This window comes from Streptomyces nidicola (assembly GCF_050106155.1).
Lineage (GTDB): Bacteria > Actinomycetota > Actinomycetes > Streptomycetales > Streptomycetaceae > Streptomyces.
The window spans coordinates 1,738,590-1,756,828 of the sequence record NZ_JBNBPI010000001.1; the positions used below are offsets into that span (position 1 = coordinate 1,738,590).

The window sequence follows — 18,239 nt, forward strand, 5'->3', positions numbered from 1 at the left end:
TGGGGTATTTCAATGAAGCGGCATGTCGACGGGGCGGGCGATGCCCGGGCAGTTGCGGCACGGCGTGTGCGAGGCACGTGAGGTGTCGAGATTCCGTCGGTCGACCACCGCCGTCAGCTCTTCAGGAGGTCCTTCTTCTCCAGCAGCTTGATGATCTCCGCGGCCGCGGCCTCGGGATCGCCGACAACGCGCCTGGGCTTGTCGTCGTCGTTCTCCGCTCCGGCGGCAGGTGCCTTCCCACCCCCGCGCAGAAGCTTCATGCGGTCGGCGGCCGACATCTTGGCCGTGGTCACCTTGGACTTCTTCGGCCGGATGCGTGGCGGCTCTCGACCCTCCACCATCAGGGCGCCTTGCGACCCGCCCCCGTCGGCGGCATGTGGTGCGCCCGTCGGCGTCACCGGAATCACGGAGCCGGCGCGGCGGCGCCGCCGGACGGCGAGGTAGCGAGGTGCGCAGATGTCCCGCTCGACCCCGCAGACCAGGGGCAGTGCGCAGCCCCATGCCCACCGGTCGCCGCGCTCCAACCGCTGTACAGCGCGGGCTGTTTGAGCCCCTTGTTCTCCCTCGATCGACAACTCGGTGACCGAACCGACGAAGGGCAGGTCAAGCAGGTGTGCGAGCTCGCGGGGGACGGTCCCGTGCATACCCGTATCGGAGCGGTTGCCACACAGGACGAGATCCGGCGCAAGCTCGCCGACCACCCCTGCCAGTCGGCGGGAGATGTCGAGACCGTCGTCCTGGTGGGCCTGTTCCTCGACGTGAATGACCCTGTCGACACCGCGTGCACTGCATTCCCTCAGGAGTTCCAGGCATGCTCCGCCGCCCACCGCGACGGCCGTCACGTTCGAGGACTGCCCGTGCTCGCGGCTCAGCTGCACCCCGTACTCGACGGCACGCAGATCGAGTTCGCCGAGCGCCGGATCCGGATCATCTCCATCCGGCGGGCGCACGCAGACGACGATGCTCAGCGAGTTGCTCATGCTGCCGCTCCCTTCTGACGCGCGCGCAACTGCGCGGCAAGTGCTGTCAGGACCTCGTGCAGATCGCATTCGACGGACAGCGTCGCGGCCCCGTGAATCGGCGCGGCGGCGTCGGTGTTGACGGCGATGATCGTCTCGGCTTCCCGCATGCCGGCCAGGTGCTGGGTGGCACCGGAGATGCCACAAGCGACATACAGCTTCGGCCGCACCACCCGGCCGGTCTGACCGACCTGCCGCTCGTACTCGGCCCATCCGGCCTCCACGGCCGGGCGGCTCGCGCCGAGGCTTCCGCCGAGCCGCTCCGCGACCTCTTCGAGCACCGCGAACCCTTCCGCTCCGCCGACCCCGCGGCCGCCCGCGACGATGATGTCGGCGTCCCGGATGTCCATCGTGCGCGGGTCCGCGGCGACAAAGCCGAGGTCCTCCAGGGCCGTCGGCTCCTCCTTGACCTCGATCGGCAGTTTCTCGACCGTGGCGCGGACGGGCGCGGGGGCTCCCCCACCCACCGTGTCGGGGATCAGTGAAATCAAGTAGGGCCCGGTGTCGGCCAGTTCGACCTGATGGCTCCGCCCTGCGTCGACGGCGCGAACGACCCTGAGCTTGTCGCCCGCCAGGTCGAAGTTGACGCATCCCCCGTGGAATCGACGCCCCAACTCATGGCCGACGCGCGCACCGAGGTCGCTTCCGAGAACGGTTCCCGCGAACAGCACAGCCGTCACGTCCGCGGTCCGGATCGCCTCCGCGACCACCCGTGCGAAACGCTCCGGGTGATACGTCGCCAGCTGCGGATCATCGACTGTCAGCACCGAAGCGGCGGCCCAGCGTGCCGGCATCGACACCTCTGCGTCGAGGTCGTGGCCGATGACCAGGGCACGCACCGTCCCGCTGCCGGCGAGCCGCTTGGCCTCGCCGAGCAGTTCGGCGCTGACCGCTTCCGTCTGGCGGGCCGACGGGACCACCACCACCCAGACCTCGGCCGACGTGGCGCTCACGCCGTCACCACCGCTCGCCCGGTCCGTGCGTGGGACTCCTCGATCAGTTCGGTGAGCTCGCGCAGTGTCAGTCGTTCCGTGCTGCCGGTCGTGCGGATGGCGTCCTCGTACATGGTGACGTCCTTGGGGCAGGTCACGATGAAGTAGTCCACGTCCTCGAGCGCGACGGCCTCGTGGATACGGTTCTCGGAGGGCTTCTCGGTGCCGGCCGGGTCCGGCATCCAGATCCTCCCGCCGCCGGCGCCGCAGCAGAAGGAGTTGCTACGGTTGCGGGGCATCTCGACCAGCGTGCAGCCGAGGAGTTCCAGAATGCGCCGCGGAGCCTCGAAGTCCCCGTTCATACGACCCAGGTTGCACGGATCGTGGTACGTGACGCGGTAGTCGAGGGTGCCGACCGCCAGCCGTCCGTCCTCGATCAGCTCGACGAGCTGCTGTGCGTGGTGGACGACCTCCCAGTCGTCCCCGCCGACGGTGGGGTAGTCGTTGCGGAGGGCGTTGAGCGAGTGCGGATCGGTGGTGACGATCCGCTGGAACGAGGCGGCGCGGAGCGCGGCGATGTTGCGCTCCGCCAAGGACTCGAACAGTCCTTCCTCGCCGGCCCTGCGTACGTCGTTGCCGGAGTTGTACTCGCCGTCGTAGAGGATGCCGAAGTCGAGGCCGGCTGCGTGGAAGAGCCGGGCGGTTGCCTTGGTGATCTCCTGGGAGCGTTCGTCGAAGGACGCGTAGTCCCCGACGAACCACAGCACGTCGACCGGTTCCGTGCGCGCGTCCTTGACGGTGAAGCCGAGGTCCTTGGTCCACGAGGCCCGTGTCCGGGCTTCCCGCCCGAAGGAGTTCCCGGTCTTCTCGATGGCTTCGAAGGCCGTCTGGAGCGTCGGTGCGATGTCTCCCTGGTCGACCAGCGCACGTCGCATTCCGTTGATGATGGGGGCCTGCTCGACGCCGACCGGGCAGATGTCGACACAGGCGTTGCACTGCATGCAGGCCCAGACGGACTCCTCTCGGACGTTGTCGTGGCCGACGACCGGAAGCCCTAGGTCGACGACGTTTCCCTCGCCCCGCATGAGCCCGCCGAGAACACCGCCGATGGGGGGAAGGGCCTCGTGCAGTTCGTCCCGGAGTTCGAGGACCACGTCACGGGGGGAGAGGGGGCGGCCCGTCGACGTGGCGGGGCAGACCTCGTGGCAGCGGCCGCACTTGGTGCAGGAGTCCAGTTGCAGGAGGTGCAGTGCGCTGAAGTCCTCGAGCGTCGCGTAGCCGACGGGCTTGTCGTTCGCGTCCTCGGGGACCGCCCGGAGTTGGCGTTTGGCCTCGGGGTCGCGCAGGACCAGGCTCACGAAGCTCACCAGCATGTGCGAGGCCTTGGTGTAGGGAATCGCCGCCACGAAGGCGAGCGACAGGACACCGTGGAACCACCAGATGCCATGGCGCAGGACCCCGAGCTGGTCGTGGTTGAGCAGGGCTCCGAGCGGCTCGGCGAACACCCAGCCACCGAACTGGACAAGCGAGTAGCCGGGGTCCTCCATCGCCATGCGCACACCCTGAAGGACGAACCCTGTGACCGCGATGACCAGCAGCGAGACGACGAACACCCAGTCGCCGACGAGGTACTTGGTCCGGTCCGCACCCGGTTCGTCGGCGGCGCGGTCGGGGCGCGTGTAGTCCAGCGCCGGAGGCTTGGTGACTGCCCGGCGCCACATCATGACGACCATGCCGGCGATCAGGCCGGTTCCCAGGATGTTCAGCGCCGTCTTGCACGCGAGGTAGAAGTTGCCCTGGAAGATACGGACGCCGAACAGCGGTTGGAGGATGTCGTGGTCGAGGGCGACGATGACCGTTCCGGCGAACAGGGTGGCCCAGCCGTACACGATGGCGCGGTGGGCCCAGCCGACGACACGGTTGCGGCGGGCGATGGTCTCGTGCGTGACCATGAGTTTGGCCGCACGGACGACGCGGCCGGGCAGTTCACGCCAGGGCGGCAATCCGACGCTGTTGCCTCGCCGATAGCGCAGGATCGGGGCGACGACGCCGTAGATGAACACCACGATCGAGATGGCGGACAGGACAAAGAACAGGACAGTCAGCCCGGTGGACATGCCCCACATGACAGTTCGTGACTTGGTGGCTGCGTCGACGATCACGCCGGAGACCTCCCTGATTGACATTGCGTGCGGGCGGCGCCGTCCGTGACCGGACCTGTCGCCACGCCCGACGTGTTGCGGAGTCAATCGAAGGTTGCGCCGTGGCATCAGTGGAGAGAGCACAAAGTTGCTGCCTGATCACTGAGCAATCTCCGAACCCGCCTCGCGGTCCCCGGGTGTGGACGTCCTGGGCCTGCACCAGAGGCAGGCATCACATTCCGTTGATTCTCCAAATTCCCCCCGGTGGGTGGCGCTCTAGCGTTCCCCGACGAAAGCACCGCTGTCCGTCCAGAAATGGGCCCGGTGTTTATCGGACCCCATCAATGCAATGGAGGGTGATCGTGTCTGAAGCCACCACCCCGGACAGTCAACCGAGCGTCGAGGCCCACACTGAACCGCAGATGGAAGCCCGTACCGGCCAACTGTCGCCCCGCATGGGAACAACCGGCCTGGTCCTGACCGTCCTTGCCTACCTCGCCCCACTCGCGGGTGCAGCCGGGTTCGTCACGCTCGTCATCGCGTACGGCAACGGCCTCGGGGCTCCGCTGATGTTTCCCGCGGCCGGCTTGGTCCTGCTCATCTTCGCTGTCGGCTACACCGCGATGGTGCGCTGGGTACCTCGCCCCGGAGCGTTCTACGCCTACATCTCCGCGGGGCTCGGCAAACGCCTCGGCCTCGCTTCGGGCGCCGTGACATCGGCCTACTACGTCCTGGGAGGGATAGGCGGGTACTTCTTCGGGGCCGTGGCGACGCAGAACCTCATGAAGAACGAGCTGGGCATCGATCTGCCCTGGTGGATCTACCTCCTGGCGTTCATGGCCATCGTCACTTTCTGTTCCTACCGCGGTGTGGACTTCAACGTCCGCGTGGTGGGAACCGTCGTGTGCGTCGAGATCCTCATCGTCGCCGCCTTCAACGTGGTGACGCTCTTCCGTGGTGGACCCACCGGCCACCCGACGGAACCTCTCACCTGGGACGCGTTCACCAGCGGCCCCATCGCGGTGGCCGCGCTGTACGCGATCAACCTGTTCATCGGGTTCGAGTCCACCGCGATCTACCGCGAAGAGGTCCGCGACCCGGCCCGCACCATCCCCCGAGCCACCTACATCCTGGTCGTCGCCGTGTCACTGTTCCACGGCGTCACCGCGTGGTGCCTGATCACGGCGCTGGGCACTGACAAGGCCGTGGCGGCAACATCGGCCGACACGGCCGCGGCGTTCACCACGGCGCTCAGCCACTCCCTGAGCCAGGGAGTCGGGCAACTGATCAGCGCCCTGCTGGTCACCAGCGTGCTCGCCAGCCAGATCACCATCGCGAACGCGTCGACCCGATACCTGTACTCCTTCGGCGTCGACCGGGTACTGCCGCGCTCCATCGCCGCGATCCACGCACGCCACGGATCCCCCCACCGGGCCGCCCTTCTGAACGCCGCGATCTCAGTGGGGGCGGTGCTCTTGATTCTTCTCGCCACCACCGACCCACAGGCGATCTACACCATCCTCAGCGCCGTTGACGTCTTCGCGCTGGAGGGGCTTATGTTGCTGGTCTCGCTGGCCGTGTTCGTCTACTTCCGTCGCAACGCGGATACGGGAGAGTCCGTGTGGAAGGTCGTTGTCGCTCCCCTGGTCAGTGCCGCCTGTTTCGGATGGCTCCTGTACTTCACCGCCAGTCGGCCCGACCTGCTCCTGGGCGCGGGGCCGCCCCCTGCGCTCGCCCCCATTCTCTTCTGTCTGGTCGGAGTTCTGTTCGTGGCCGGCCTGGGATACGCCAGCTGGCAGGCGGTCCGACGTCCTGAGAACTATCGGCGGATCGGGCGGGACAGCGGGTTCTGATCGGCACACCGGACTTCAACCAAGGAAAGGCGGACGGACAATGGGCTGGCTCTGCATGGAAGGTACCCGCGCCCTGGTATTGGGGGCAGGCGGGCTCGGCAAGGAGTGTGCCGCGGGTCTGGCGGCGGCCGGATCGCGGCTCGTGCTGGTGGACGTGGACGAGGACACCCTCAAAAGCGCACAGGAGGACCTGCGGGAGGCGGGAGCCGAAGTGCGCACGCTGGCAGCGGACTTGACCACGTCCAAGGGATGCGACCAGGCGGTGTCCAACGCAGCGGACCTGCTCGGCGGACTCGACGTATTGGTGCACGCGGTGGGCACGAACGATCGCCGCCCCGTGGTGGACACCCCGGACGAGGTGTGGGAACGGATCGTGACGTTGAACCTGTCCAGCGCCTTCTGGCTGGGGCGGGCGGCCGGCCGAATCATGCGGGAGGCCGGCGGCGGGCGGATGGTGTTCTTCTCCTCTGTGTCCTCCAGGTTGGCGCACCGCCACCACGCCCCGTATGCCGCAAGCAAGGGCGGACTCGACCAGCTGGTCAAGGTGATGGCACGCGAATGGGCGGCGGAGGGTGTGAACGTCAACGCCGTTGCGCCCGGCTACACGGAGACCGAGCTGACGCGGGAGTACCTGGACAAGCCCGGGATGCGTGACGAGATGACCGCCCTCGTGCCGGCGGGGCGCCTGGGTTCTCCGGAGGACGTCGTGGGCCCCGTGCTGTTTCTGGCGTCCCCGCAGGCTTCCTTCGTCACCGGTCAGGTGCTCTACGTGGACGGCGGCCGCACCCTGGTCTGACCCGGCCCCGGGCCGACCGCCCTTTTCCGCACGAGAACGGAGCTACCGCTGTGACTCACACGGGCCCAGCACGCCTTTCCGGATTTCTGCCCAAGGAGCTGAGCGAAGACCAACAGGCCGTCTACCAGAGCATCGCCGGCGGACGCCGAGCCTCCGGCCGTCAGGCCTTCCCGCTGGTGGACGACCGCGGGCGGCTGCGCGGTCCCTTCAACGCCATGCTGCTCAGCCCTCCCGTGGGCCATGCGGTACAGGGCGTGGGCAGTGCTGTTCGTTACGACAGCGTTCTCTCCGACCGCGTACGCGAGATGGCCATTCTCGCCGTCGCCGAACACTGGGGCAGCACCTTCGAACGCGAGGCTCATGAGGCCGTCGGCCGGACGTGCGGTCTCACGGAAGGAGACCTGGCCGCACTCGCGGCCGGGACTCTCCCCGCGCTGACCGATCCACTGGAGGCGACGGCGTTGCGCACGACCCGCACCCTCCTGGCGTCCGGGACGCTCTCCGACGCCGAGTACCAGCAGGCGATGGACACCCTGGGGGAACGAGCCTTGTTCGAACTCACCACGCTCGTGGGCTACTACGGCATGCTCGCCCTCCAACTGCGTGTCTTCGCAGGCGAGGGCGCCTGAGGATGTGGCCGCCGTTCCCGCACAGCACCTCTAGCCGGCGCTGACTCCACCGTCCACCGGGATGACCACCCCGGACACGAACTCCGCCAAGTCGCTGGCGAGGTAGAGGGTGGCCCGGGCGATGTCGTCGGCCACGCCCACGCGCCCCAGCGGCACACCGGCGGCCACACTCTCCTCCAGTCGGCGCAGCTTCTCGGCCTCCTCGGGAGAAGCGTTCTCGCGGCGCGCCCGCATGCCGGGGGTGTCCACCACACTGGGGGCGACCCCGACCACCCGCACGCCCACGGGGCCGAGCTCGACGGCGAGTGCCTTGATCAGGCCGGTCACTCCGTGCTTGGAGGCAACATAACTGGCCAGGTTGCGCCGTCCTCGTAGGCCGGAGAGTGACGACATGTTGATGATGACGCGGCCCGGTAGCTCCTGGCGCACCGACATACGCCGGGCGGCCGCGCGGCACCCGTAGAACGTGCCGTCGAGAGTGATCGCCATCGTCCGCTGCCACTCGGTCTCGTCGATGTCGACGAGTGGGGTGCTGGGGTAGACACCGGCGTTGTTCACCCAGATCGCAAGCCCCTCCCCCACCGTGTCGGCGAAGTCGGCGAGTGCGTCGACGGCCGCCGGGTCGGTGACGTCAGTGGCCATGGGGTGGACGTCGGCACCGCGGTGTCGGCTGATCTCGCCCGCCGTCCGGGCCACCTCGTGGGCATCGACGTCAGCCACCACTACCCGCGCACCGGCCTCGGCGAATCGCTCGACGATCGCCCGGCCGACACCCCGGGCTCCTCCGGTGACAACGGCGGTGCGACCCCGCAGGTCGAGCAGATCACGCACGGGGGCGGTGGAGACGTCACGAGCGACGAACGAGGGCATGGGCGTGCCTTTCAGGTGCGCATCAGAATCCGGTAGGGGTTCGGGGCGTGTAGTGCTTCTCGAGCGCCGCCACCTCGGTGTCGGAGAGCTCGACGTCGAGCGCTGCCACTGCGTCGACCAGATGCCTGGGCTTGGTGACACCGAGGATCGGCGCGGCAACCACTGGGTTGCGCAGCACCCAGGCCATCGCAACCTGGGCCATCGGCAGACCCCGCTCCTGGGCAATCCGCTGTACCTCGGCCACGATCGCCCTGTCGTCGTGCTGCGGCAGGATCCAGCTCGCGGCCGAGTCGATCGCGCTGCGTGCGGTCTGTTCGCCCCACGGGCGCGCGACCCTGCCCTTGGCCAACGGGCTCCAGGGCAGCGAGGAGACCCCTTGGTCGGCGAGGAGGCCGAACATCTCTCGCTCCTCTTCCCGCTGGAGCAGGCTGTACTGGTCCTGCATGGAGACGAATTTCGTCCACCTGTGCAACTCCGCGGTGTGCTGGAGTTTGGCGAACTGCCAGGCCCACATCGAGGAAGCTCCGAGGTAGCGGACCTTCCCCACCTTCACGACGTCGTGCAGCGCCTCCATCGTCTCCTCGACCGGAGTGTCGGGGTCGAAGCGGTGAATCTGATAAAGGTCGACGTAGTCGGTGTCGAGCCGCCGCAGCGAGGCATCGACCTGCTCCAGGATCGCCTTGCGGGACAGGCCCGAGCCGCCGGGCCCGTCATGCATCTTGTAGAAGACCTTGGTGGCCAGGACGATGTCTTCACGTCGGCTGTACCTTCGGATCGCGCGGCCGACGATCTCCTCCGACGTGCCGTCGTGATAGAAGTTCGCGGTGTCCCACAGGGTCACGCCCAGGTCGACCGCGGTACGAAAGATCGGTCCGGCGGCCTCGTCCCCCAGCGCCCACTCGTTGAAGCCTCGGCTGGTGTCACCGAAACTCATGCATCCGAGGGCGACGCGACTGACCTTGAGGCCGGAACGTCCCAGGTTCGTGTACTGCACTGTCCATGGCTCCTTTCGTGGCCCCGCGAACTCGCCTTCGTACAGGGAGTCATGACTGTTCGGTGTCCAGAGAGACGGGGCGCGCTTGCCGCTCGCTCGGCCTTGCCGCACGTCCGCGTGTCCCCACGACCACGACGCCGGCCAGCATCAGGGCGGCGAGCGCACCACCGGTCACCGACGTCCACAGCGCGCCGACTTGATCGAGACTCACGCCGGCCAGCAGCGCACCGGCCGTCTCGCCTATCCCCCACACCGTCGCCGTCATGGCCGTGACGAAGTTCAGCGACCACCCCGCGCGTTCCCCCTCTCGGCTCAGCAGGGTGCCTGCGGAGAGGTAGCAGAGATTGTTGGCGAGCAGCAGGACGACCTGCAGCGCGGCGGTCGGATACGTGCCCGGGCTCGCCCCGAAGAAGGGAAACGCCAGGGCCGTCAGCAGCATCCCGCCTGCCACGGTCCGGATCGCCCCTCGGTTGTCCACGAGGATGCCGAACGGCCGGGCCGCGACGACCGTCAGAACGGCAGCGATCACGAAGACCACGCCTGCGGTCCGCTCGGCCGCGCCACGTTCGACAAGCACGAGCGGGGCCACGAGGTTCATCGACCCGAGCAGCACCCCGGTGATCGTCAGCACCACCGCGCCCAGCAGGGCGAGGGTTCGACGGCGCCCCCGCAGCTCCGGTCGACGCTTCTCCACGTCCCCGCGCATCGGCGGCCGTGGCATCCGGAACAACCAGGCGGCGGCGCCCATACAGAGCAGGGCGACAACGGTGTAGGAACCTTGGACACCGATATCGACGGCGACGGTCCCGATGGCGGGCCCCGCGATCGTGCCGACCACGGCGGGACCCATCGAGAGACTCAGCGCCTCGCCGCGCTTCTCGAGCGGCCACCCGCGCAGGAGCCAGGTGACGCAGGCGGTCCAGGTCGCACCTCCGGCGATCCCCTGCAAGAGACGGAACACCAGGGCGATCTCGTAGTGCTGCGCCCATGCGAAGACCAACGTCGAGAAGGACAGGAGTGCGAGTGACCCGACGGCGCCGGTGCGCGCGTTGACCCGACGCAGCACCAGAACACACAGCAAGGACCCCGCGACGATGCCCGCGCTGTAGCTGGACAACATCAGACCTGCCTGGGAACCCGACATGTGCAGCGTCCGCGACAGCAGGGGCAGGACCGGAGTCACTGCCGAGTACAGCGCGCCCTCCGCGGCGAACGCGAAGCCCAGGATCGCGAGGAGAGCCCGAGACTTCTCCGGGGGCGAGGGCATGCGGTTCCTTCCGACGATGACGATGCGGGTCAGGGCAGCGAAGTCCTCCCGACGCGCTCAGCCGTTGCCGGAGTCGAGCAGTTCTTCCCAGTTGAGCGGCGAGAAGACGACGAACATCTTGCTGCCCTTGGTGCCCGTGTAGTCGAGGTTGCTGCCGGCGGTGATGGTGACCACGTCGCCCGGCACAGCAGTGATCACCTCGGGCTCGGCGTCCTCCGGATGGAACGTGAGCGTGATCTCGCCTTCGACGACGTAGATGACTTCCTCGTAGTTGATCGTGAAGCGGCCTGCCGAGCCGTCCTCGTCCCACGTCATGAAGGAGGGGCCCATCACCTTGAGCGAGGAGCTCTTATAGCGGTCGTCGGTATGGGTGCGGGCGTAGCGGGTGATCTGCGTGGCATCGAACGGGATCTTCTTGACTTCAGGCATGCGGTGCACTCTTCTCTGATGGCTGCGTGTGAACGCGTCAGCGGCGGGTGACACGGTGGGCGATCTGTTGGAACAGCGGCAGGGTCTCGCCCCAGGTCCGCGGGTCGAACGATTCGGGCAGCGAGGCCTGTTGGGCGATGACGACGCGCCGGGGTACGTCGACGTAGATCCGCTGTCCGTAGATGCCGGCGGCCAGGTAGACCTCGGGATCGTGCGGGAGCTGGTACCAGAAGCTGCGGTATGCCGCTCCCGGGATGAAGTCGGCCAGGCTGCCGGCGGCCCAGGCCCGGCCGTCGCCGGGCTGCTTCACCGCTGCCACGGCCGCGGCCGCTGGCCCGGTCAGGTCCTCGCGGAGCAGCAGTTGGCCGATCCGGGCCATGTCGCGCAGTCCGGCACACAGTCCGCCGCTGGCGCGGGCCCCACCGAATCCGTCGAGGAGGAGGTCGCCTTCGAGTTCGGCGCCCATCGGCTCCCACACGTAGGCCGAGACGAGGCCCGCGAGTGACTGGCCGGCCACTCGCTCGCACAGCCAGCCTGCCAGGTCGGCCGTCGGCGAGACGTACCGCGTGGCCCGCCCGTGTTCGCCGGCGGCGGGCCGGGCGGCGGTGTATGCGTGGATGCCCTCGCTGTCCGGCGACTCGACCTGTCCGCAGGCGATCCTGAAAGCACGCACGTCCGGGCCGTCGTAGTCCTCCGTGAAAGCCACGTTGGCGGTCATGTCGAGTACGTCGCGCACCGTCACCCCGGCGTACCCGCCCTGGGCCACTTCAGGGAGGTAGGTGTCGACCTGTGCCTTCTCGTCCAGAGAGCCTTCGGCGATCAGGGCCTCTGCCACCAGCCCGACCACTGACTTGGTACAGCTGAAGATCATGTGCCGGTCGTCCGACCGCACACCCGGGGCGTACCACTCCGTGCTCAACTCGCCGTCCGACAGCACCAGGAAGGCGTCGGTGCGACTGCTCTGGAGGTAGTCCGCCAGCTCGGGGCCGACGGGGTGAGTGACAGTGGCCCCGGGCAATGGCGCCCCCCGGCCCGCACGCACACGCTCGGACCGGAAGAGCTCGCGTGCGTGGCGGAAGGCCCACGTGTTCCCGGGGGCCTGAAGCCAGTTGCCGAGAGTGGGGCGGGCTCCGCCGCCGAACCGAAGCTCGGCGACGCCTGCCGCCCCGGCATTCGGATCCAGGCTCATTGAGCCGTCCAGCCGCCGTCAACAGTGATCGTCTGGCCGGTGATGTACGACGCGCCTTCGCCGGCCAGAAAGAACACCACCGAAGCGATCTCGGAGGGCTGCGCGGTGCGTTTCAGGGGGATCGCCCAGTCGAAGATCTCCTTCGGGAGGGTCCTGCGCCGCACCGGCGGGTGCAGGTGCCCCACGGTGGCTGCCGAGGTCTCCCGGATCGCGGTGTCGACCGCGCCGGGAGCCACGATGTTGGCCGTGACGCCGTTCTCGGCGACGTCGCAGGCGAGTCGGCGGTTCATCCCCTCGAGGCCCGCCTTGGAGGCCGCGTAGGCGAGGCCGTCCGCCGCCCCTCGGACGGCCCCGATCGAACCGATGGTGATCAGGCGGCCGGTGTCGTGCCGGATGACTCGGGAAGCGGCGCGGTGGCAGTTAAAGGCGCCGGTGAGGTTGACCGCGAGGATCCGCGCGAACAGCTCGGGGCTCGTGTCCTCGATGCCGGCGTAGGCGTCGTAGACACCGGCGGCCGGCACCATCACATCGATCAGGCCGTCGGGGTTGCCGGCCGCCGCGATGTCGACGACCCGCTCCACGTCCTCGTAGGATGACACGTCCGCCGTGTGCGGCGTGACGTCGTGCTCGGCGAAGAGGTTCGCGGTCTCCTTGATGCCGTCCTCGGAGATGTCGACGGCGTGGACGCGGTCGCCGTTCTCGGCGAATGCCTTGACGATCGCCCGTCCGATGCCGGAGCCGGCACCGGTGACGACCACGGTCCGGGCGCTCATCGGTACACCCCCACGGGCTGCTCGCCGCGTTCAACGATGTCGAGGTAGGTATCGAGGAAGCCGCGCACCGGCGCCTCGAGTTGTGGCTGGTAGGGAGCCGAGTTGTCGTAACCCGACGAGTTCACGCCGAGTTGGGCGAGACGGCACAGCCGCTTGTCCTGCTCGTTGGTGACGTCCATGATCTCCTTGACACCTTCGATGGTGTAGTCCTCTCCTTCGACCGCGTCCTCGTGGACCAGCCAGGTCGACCGCATCACCGATGTGGTGGGTGAGGTCGGCAGCCAGGATGTGGTGACCGCGTAGTCGGGCTGGACGAAGAAGCCCAGGTTGGGGAACCAACTCAGCGCGGCGCAGGGGAGGGTGGCGCTGCCGTCACCGAGCATCTTCTTGGAGACGTACTGGCCGTCCATGCTGAAGGTGACCGCCCCCTCCTGCATGCCCGGCCCCGCGTCGGAGGTCCAGATCAGGAAGTCCTTGTCGGTGGTGTCCTGCACTCCTTCCGCTGCCGCCCACTCCTCCAAGTCCTCCTCTGTTTTGATGACTCGGACCAACTCGGGGTGGTTCAGGGCGCAGTGATAACACTCCTGGTAGGTCTCCGCCGTGATCTTCCAGTTTGAATCGATCTCGTAGGTGACATCGGCGATGACCTTGGTCCTGTCTAGCTGGTACGGCGACAGGTCGATCCCCCTCATGTGGTCCGCCACGCTCCCTGCGGGCTTCTCCGGGGAGAGATTCAGGAAGATCATCCCCGCCCACTCCTCCGACCAGACCGGCTTGAGCGGGAACCGGGACTTGTCGAAGCTGTCGGGCATGATCGGCGCGACCTTGAGCTGTCCCTCGAGGTCGTAGGACCAACCGTGGAACGGGCAGGTGAAGTACTTCTTGCGACCCGAGGTCTCCTGGCAGACACGCGTGCCGCGGTGGCGGCAGGAGTTGTGGAAGGCCCTGATCTCACCCGACTTGGTCCGGGAGACGATGACACTCTCGTGGCCCAGGGCGAAGGTGAAGAACTCCCCCGGCTTCTTGATCTGTGTGCCGTGGCCGGCGAACAACCAGCGGCGGCCGAAGACGTGCTTGAGGTCGTACTCGTGCCACTCGGGTGAGGTGTACTGGGCCTGCGTGAGTGGTGTCTGCGGCAGGGAGTCGTCCTCTCCGCTGAAAGGGATCGACTTCGCGATCTCCTCGGCGGTCTTCATCTCAATTCCCCTCCTTACGGGCTAAAGGCGTGTCGGTGAGCACCCCGGGGCGGGGGTGTCACCGTGAAGCGTCCGAATCCGGGCCCAGCCGCTCGTTGAGCTTGGCCAGACGTTCTCCGGCGCCCACGTACTGCTCCGCCAGCTCCACGACGACATCTGCGGCGCGACGGATCTGCTTGATCTGGCCGGTGACCTGACCCGCCGGTGTGATGTGGACCTCGGGCGCCGCCTCCGGGTACCGCTGAAGGCGCGTAACGGCCTCGCCAGAGACCAGGTCCTGATACGGGAGTCCCAGGGGATCAGGTGCCTCAGGGTCTTCCCACGCCTCGGTCCAGGCGCTCTTGAGCAGCCGGTTCCGCTTGCCGGTGGTCGAGCGGGTGATGACGGCATCGCGGCTGTCCGCCGCCACCAGCGCGCGTCGCTGCGCCGAGGTCATCTCCGACTCTTCGGTCGCCAGCCACAGCGTTCCCGTCCACACGCCCTCCGCGCCGACGGACAGCGCCGCGGCGATCTGCGAGCCGTGGCCTATGCCGCCGGCCGCCAAGACAGGGATCGGCGCCACCGCCTGCACAACCTGGGGCCACAGGACCACCGAGCCGACGTATCCCGTGTGTCCGCCTCCCTCGGCGCCCTGAGCCACGATGACGTCCACTCCGGCCGCGGCGTGCCGGACAGCGTGCTGGACGCTTCCGCACAGTCCGACGACAAGGCGCCCGGCGGCGTGGATCTCGTCCAACAGGTCCTTCGGCGGGGCGCCGAGGGCGTTGGCGATCAACTTGACGTTCGGATGCTTGAGCGCCTCGGCGACGTGGAGCCGTGCCGTCGTCGACGTGGACCGGGTGAACAGGCCAGCGTGGAAATCGCCTTCGGGGAGCTCCGGAACACCGTGCTCGCGAAGGATCTGGTCGGCGAACCGGAAGTGCTCCTCGGGAATCTCCTTGAGCAGCTTCTGGCGAAGCGCTTCGGGGTCGTCGTCCTGGGCACCAGCATCGTTCTGCGGAATGACGACGTCGACACCGTAGGGCTTGTCACCCACCTGCTCATCGATCCAGGCGAGGTCGGTGGCGAGTTGCTCGGGCGTCAGGGTGACCGCTCCGAGTACTCCGAAACCACCGGCCCGGCTCACTGCCGCCACGACGTCGCGGCAGTGACTGAAGGCGAATATCGGGAATTCGGTCCCTAGGCGATCACAAAGGTCGGTGCGCATGGCCCTGACGCTGGCAGCCCGCACCACCCGACACCATTGTGATGATTACGAGTGCGCGTGCCCCGGATATGGAGCCTCACCAGTGGCCGCGACCGGCCACAGCACACGCTCACCGCCCGGTGCGGGATTGGTGTGCGACAAACCGGCGCCTTCGATTGTTGGAGCGGACACGATGGCCTTGCCCGGTTCCCGCTGAAAAGGTCACCCCACGCCACCGAGACCGACAGGGAGGCCGAAAGGCCGGTTCCGCGTCCGCCCGTAGAGGCACCCCGGCCGATCCCGGTACGCAGCCCCGACACACGGAGATCACGTATGCAGACACGAGTCCATGACGAGCGGGTTCCTGACCACCCACAGCAGCGGACCGCACACCGTGTCGTCGTCGCCGGAGCGGGGCTGGCCGCCATGCGGGTGGCCGAGGAACTGCGACTGGCCGGGTACGACGGTCGGCTCCTGCTCGTGGGCGACGAGAAGCGACTGCCGTACGACAGGCCGCCGCTGTCCAAGGACGTGCTCCGCGGGGACCTCGACGACACCACCTTTCACTCCCGCGAGCACTTCGCCGAGCAGGGCATCGAACTGCGGCTCGGAGTCGCGGCCGACCGTGTCGACACGGACGACCGGAGTCTCCGCCTCGCCGACGGCACGGCACTGGCATACGACGACCTGGTCATCGCCACCGGACTCCGCCCGCGCCGTCTGAGCGGACTGCGCGACGTGCACGGCCTGCACGCCCTCCGCAGCCTGGACGACGCCCTGGCACTGCGCACGGACCTCATTCGAAGCCGGCGCGCGCTCGTGGTCGGTGCCGGATTCATCGGCTGCGAGGCCGCCGCCGCGATCCGTACCCTCGGGATCGAGACCGTCCTGGTCGACGTCGAACCCGCCCCGCTGGCACGCGTGTTGGGAGAGCGTGTCGGCGGCCTTCTTCAGCGTCTGCACGTCGCCGAGGATGTCGATGTCCGCTGCGGGCTGGGGCTCCACGCGCTCAAGGGCGAGGACCGGGTGACGGGAGCGATCCTCAGCGACGGCACCAGTCTTGACGTCGATGTCGTCGTCACGGGGGTCGGCTCGGTCCCCGCCACCGGCTGGCTGGCCGACTCGGGCATACAGCTCGCTGCTCCGTCTGCCGGGGGCGGTGTCGTCGCCGACGCCGTCGGACGCACCAATGTGCCGCATGTCTGGGCGGTGGGCGACGCCGCGGCCTGGCCGGACGGGACCGGAAGTCATCGTCGCGTAGAGCACTGGAGCAGCGCCATCGACCAAGCATGCGTTCTCGCACAGGCCTTGACGGGCACTCAAGCCCCGGCTCCACTGCCGGTACCCACCTTCTGGAGCGATCAGTACGGCCTCAAGATCCAGGCCGTTGGTCACCCCTCGGGGAAGGACACCGTACACATCGTCGAGGACGACGGGCGCAAGTTCCTCGCCTACTACGAGGCCGAGGGCGCCCTCACCGCCGTGGTCGGCGCCGGCATGCCGCGTGACGTCAGGAAGATGCACTCGAAGGTGGCTGCCGCAGCCCCCATTGACAGTGTCCTCCCCAAGAACTGATGCCTCACGACCTGCGCACCCACGTGAGGCGGGACCGAGAAGGAGCGAAAGGAACCAGCGTGGACGACGGCATCAAGGTCGGCACGACCGGCGACATCCCCGAGGGCGAGGGACGCACGATCCCGAAGCAACTCACCGGGACCGACGACGACATCGCCGTCCTGCACGACACCGACGGCACGTTCTGGGCCCTCAACGACACATGCACGCACGCCGATGCCTCCCTGGCGGAAGGATGGGTCGAGAACGGCTGTGTCGAGTGCCCCATCCACTCCAGCAAGTTCGACCTGAAGACGGGCAAGGTCACCGGCTTTCCGGCCACCAAGGACGCCGTCTGCCACCGCGTCGAGGTACGCGGTGGCGACATCTGGCTCTTCCCGAACGAGACACCCACTTCCTGAGCCGCGTCGACGAACGAACGGAGACACCTGACATGACCGGAAGCGGACCGAGTCACCTGAGTGCCGAACCGAGGCCGGCCGAGACGGACCACTGGGCGGACTGGGCCCGTGGCGGGCCCGATTGGCAGTGGCCGTCGGGCAAGAAGGTCGCCGTGACACTGACCTTCGACGTGGATGCCGAGACCGCGCCGTACGCCCTCGGGGACGAGTATGTGGACCGGCTCTCCTGGATCTCGCATGCCCGGTTCAGTGTGGTCCGCGGTGTGCCCCGGATCCTGGAACTCTTCAAGCGCCACGGCCTCAAGACCACCTTTTTCGTGCCCGGTTGGACGGCCGAGAACTACCCGCACGTCGTCGAGGCCATCCTCGAGGGTGGGCACGAGATCGGACACCACGGTTACGTGCACACCCGCGTCGACAAGGCCTCCAAAGACGCCCAGCGCGAAGAGATCGAGCGCGGGTTCGCGGCGCTCGAGTCCGTCGGCGCCCCCCGCCCCACCGGCTACCGCAACCCGATGGGCGAGATGACCCACGAAACCCTCGGCCTGATACGGGAGTACGGGTTTCACTACGACTCCAGCTTCATGAGCGACGACCGCCCCTACATCGAGAAGTTCGGCGACGTCGACGTCCTGGAGCTCCCTTGGCACTGGGGACTCGACGACTGGCCGTACTTCGGTTACGACGGCGACTTCGGCGGCAATGTCCATGCCGCAGGCACCTGGCGGCAGAACCAGTGGGACGAGTTCCAGCAGGGCCTAGACGAGCGGCGCAACGTCAATTACGTGTGCCACCCCGAGATCATCGGCCGGGGCTACCGCTTCAAGCACCTGGAACGGCTGCTCGGGGACATCGTCGCCACGGACGACGCGTGGATCCCGACCATGACCGAACTGGCCCAGCACGTCGAGCCCAAGCTGCGCACAGCCGGAAGCACTCGACCCTGACCGCGAAGTGATAACCAGACGTCAATCAACCCAAGGAGCTTT

17 protein-coding genes are annotated in these 18,239 nt (G+C 67.9%); 6 read left to right on the top strand and 11 right to left on the bottom strand.

The window, feature by feature from the left end:
• Positions 1 to 113: 113 nt before the first annotated feature.
• Genes ACOKM3_RS08180 through ACOKM3_RS08190 form a run of 3 tightly spaced genes read right to left on the bottom strand, consistent with a single transcriptional unit; the run spans position 114 to position 4,113 of the window.
• Positions 114 to 980: an electron transfer flavoprotein subunit beta/FixA family protein gene (locus ACOKM3_RS08180; RefSeq protein WP_426898417.1), complete on the bottom strand. Its 867-nt coding sequence runs from the start codon at positions 978 to 980 to the stop codon at positions 114 to 116.
• A complete protein-coding gene (locus ACOKM3_RS08185) occupies positions 977 to 1,972 on the bottom strand; it encodes an electron transfer flavoprotein subunit alpha/FixB family protein (protein ID WP_426898418.1) in 996 nt (331 codons plus the stop codon). Before ACOKM3_RS08185 ends, ACOKM3_RS08180 begins: the two co-directional genes overlap by 4 nt.
• The gene (locus tag ACOKM3_RS08190) at positions 1,969 to 4,113 is read right to left on the bottom strand and encodes a (Fe-S)-binding protein (RefSeq protein WP_426898420.1); all 2,145 of its coding nucleotides are present in this window, start codon (positions 4,111 to 4,113) and stop codon (positions 1,969 to 1,971) included. The genes ACOKM3_RS08185 and ACOKM3_RS08190 overlap by 4 nt, the downstream gene beginning before the upstream one ends.
• Positions 4,114 to 4,547: 434 nt before the next feature.
• Here ACOKM3_RS08190 and ACOKM3_RS08195 point away from each other — a divergent pair, with 434 nt between their 5' ends.
• The 3 genes from ACOKM3_RS08195 to ACOKM3_RS08205 are packed head-to-tail and all read left to right on the top strand — an operon-like array spanning position 4,548 to position 7,370.
• A complete protein-coding gene (locus tag ACOKM3_RS08195; protein WP_426898422.1) occupies positions 4,548 to 5,945 on the top strand; it encodes an APC family permease in 1,398 nt (465 codons plus the stop codon).
• A gap of 55 nt (positions 5,946 to 6,000) precedes the next feature.
• Positions 6,001 to 6,741 (top strand): SDR family NAD(P)-dependent oxidoreductase, encoded by a 741-nt coding sequence (locus ACOKM3_RS08200; protein ID WP_426898424.1) that lies wholly within the window; start codon positions 6,001 to 6,003, stop codon positions 6,739 to 6,741.
• Between the two features lie 50 nt (positions 6,742 to 6,791).
• The gene (locus ACOKM3_RS08205; protein ID WP_426898426.1) at positions 6,792 to 7,370 is read left to right on the top strand and encodes a carboxymuconolactone decarboxylase family protein; all 579 of its coding nucleotides are present in this window, start codon (positions 6,792 to 6,794) and stop codon (positions 7,368 to 7,370) included.
• Positions 7,371 to 7,400: 30 nt separating this feature from the next.
• On the opposite strand, the gene ACOKM3_RS08210 is transcribed toward ACOKM3_RS08205, so the two are convergent.
• The 8 genes from ACOKM3_RS08210 to ACOKM3_RS08245 form a co-directional block, all read right to left on the bottom strand.
• Positions 7,401 to 8,240, bottom strand: a complete 840-nt coding sequence (locus ACOKM3_RS08210; protein ID WP_426898428.1) for an SDR family NAD(P)-dependent oxidoreductase — start codon at positions 8,238 to 8,240, stop codon at positions 7,401 to 7,403.
• Between the two features lie 22 nt (positions 8,241 to 8,262).
• Positions 8,263 to 9,234: an aldo/keto reductase gene (locus ACOKM3_RS08215; RefSeq protein WP_426898430.1), complete on the bottom strand. Its 972-nt coding sequence runs from the start codon at positions 9,232 to 9,234 to the stop codon at positions 8,263 to 8,265.
• A gap of 49 nt (positions 9,235 to 9,283) precedes the next feature.
• Positions 9,284 to 10,501: an MFS transporter gene (locus tag ACOKM3_RS08220; RefSeq protein WP_426898432.1), complete on the bottom strand. Its 1,218-nt coding sequence runs from the start codon at positions 10,499 to 10,501 to the stop codon at positions 9,284 to 9,286.
• Between the two features lie 57 nt (positions 10,502 to 10,558).
• Positions 10,559 to 10,930 (bottom strand): cupin domain-containing protein, encoded by a 372-nt coding sequence (locus tag ACOKM3_RS08225; RefSeq protein ID WP_426898434.1) that lies wholly within the window; start codon positions 10,928 to 10,930, stop codon positions 10,559 to 10,561.
• Between the two features lie 37 nt (positions 10,931 to 10,967).
• The gene (locus ACOKM3_RS08230; protein ID WP_426898436.1) at positions 10,968 to 11,948 is read right to left on the bottom strand and encodes a serine hydrolase domain-containing protein; all 981 of its coding nucleotides are present in this window, start codon (positions 11,946 to 11,948) and stop codon (positions 10,968 to 10,970) included.
• Positions 11,949 to 12,115: 167 nt separating this feature from the next.
• The gene (locus ACOKM3_RS08235; protein WP_426898438.1) at positions 12,116 to 12,892 is read right to left on the bottom strand and encodes an SDR family NAD(P)-dependent oxidoreductase; all 777 of its coding nucleotides are present in this window, start codon (positions 12,890 to 12,892) and stop codon (positions 12,116 to 12,118) included.
• Positions 12,889 to 14,088 carry an aromatic ring-hydroxylating oxygenase subunit alpha gene (locus ACOKM3_RS08240; protein WP_426898440.1) on the bottom strand — a complete coding sequence of 400 codons (1,200 nt, stop codon included), beginning with the start codon at positions 14,086 to 14,088 and terminating at the stop codon, positions 12,889 to 12,891. The genes ACOKM3_RS08235 and ACOKM3_RS08240 overlap by 4 nt, the downstream gene beginning before the upstream one ends.
• Positions 14,089 to 14,146: 58 nt before the next feature.
• The gene (locus ACOKM3_RS08245) at positions 14,147 to 15,295 is read right to left on the bottom strand and encodes a nitronate monooxygenase (protein WP_426898441.1); all 1,149 of its coding nucleotides are present in this window, start codon (positions 15,293 to 15,295) and stop codon (positions 14,147 to 14,149) included.
• A gap of 312 nt (positions 15,296 to 15,607) precedes the next feature.
• Between ACOKM3_RS08245 and ACOKM3_RS08250 the strand changes: the two genes are divergently transcribed.
• Genes ACOKM3_RS08250 through ACOKM3_RS08260 form a run of 3 tightly spaced genes read left to right on the top strand, consistent with a single transcriptional unit; the run spans position 15,608 to position 18,197 of the window.
• The gene (locus tag ACOKM3_RS08250; RefSeq protein ID WP_426898443.1) at positions 15,608 to 16,849 is read left to right on the top strand and encodes an NAD(P)/FAD-dependent oxidoreductase; all 1,242 of its coding nucleotides are present in this window, start codon (positions 15,608 to 15,610) and stop codon (positions 16,847 to 16,849) included.
• A gap of 59 nt (positions 16,850 to 16,908) precedes the next feature.
• A complete protein-coding gene (locus ACOKM3_RS08255) occupies positions 16,909 to 17,250 on the top strand; it encodes a non-heme iron oxygenase ferredoxin subunit (protein ID WP_426898445.1) in 342 nt (113 codons plus the stop codon).
• A 32-nt stretch (positions 17,251 to 17,282) separates the two neighbouring features.
• Complete coding sequence (locus tag ACOKM3_RS08260; protein ID WP_426898447.1) at positions 17,283 to 18,197, top strand: polysaccharide deacetylase family protein; 915 nt, start codon at positions 17,283 to 17,285, stop codon at positions 18,195 to 18,197.
• Positions 18,198 to 18,239 lie beyond the last annotated feature (42 nt).

Coding starts and splice junctions, on each gene's coding strand:
- ACOKM3_RS08180 (WP_426898417.1), bottom strand. CDS start 980: ATGAGCAACTCGCTGAGCATCGTCGTCTGCGTGCGCCCGCCGGATGGA.
- ACOKM3_RS08250 (WP_426898443.1), top strand. CDS start 15,608: ATGCAGACACGAGTCCATGACGAGCGGGTTCCTGACCACCCACAGCAG.
- ACOKM3_RS08195 (WP_426898422.1), top strand. CDS start 4,548: ATGGGAACAACCGGCCTGGTCCTGACCGTCCTTGCCTACCTCGCCCCA.
- ACOKM3_RS08240 (WP_426898440.1), bottom strand. CDS start 14,088: ATGAAGACCGCCGAGGAGATCGCGAAGTCGATCCCTTTCAGCGGAGAG.
- ACOKM3_RS08245 (WP_426898441.1), bottom strand. CDS start 15,295: ATGCGCACCGACCTTTGTGATCGCCTAGGGACCGAATTCCCGATATTC.
- ACOKM3_RS08235 (WP_426898438.1), bottom strand. CDS start 12,892: ATGAGCGCCCGGACCGTGGTCGTCACCGGTGCCGGCTCCGGCATCGGA.
- ACOKM3_RS08210 (WP_426898428.1), bottom strand. CDS start 8,240: ATGCCCTCGTTCGTCGCTCGTGACGTCTCCACCGCCCCCGTGCGTGAT.
- ACOKM3_RS08260 (WP_426898447.1), top strand. CDS start 17,283: ATGACCGGAAGCGGACCGAGTCACCTGAGTGCCGAACCGAGGCCGGCC.
- ACOKM3_RS08200 (WP_426898424.1), top strand. CDS start 6,001: ATGGAAGGTACCCGCGCCCTGGTATTGGGGGCAGGCGGGCTCGGCAAG.
- ACOKM3_RS08225 (WP_426898434.1), bottom strand. CDS start 10,930: ATGCCTGAAGTCAAGAAGATCCCGTTCGATGCCACGCAGATCACCCGC.
- ACOKM3_RS08220 (WP_426898432.1), bottom strand. CDS start 10,501: ATGCCCTCGCCCCCGGAGAAGTCTCGGGCTCTCCTCGCGATCCTGGGC.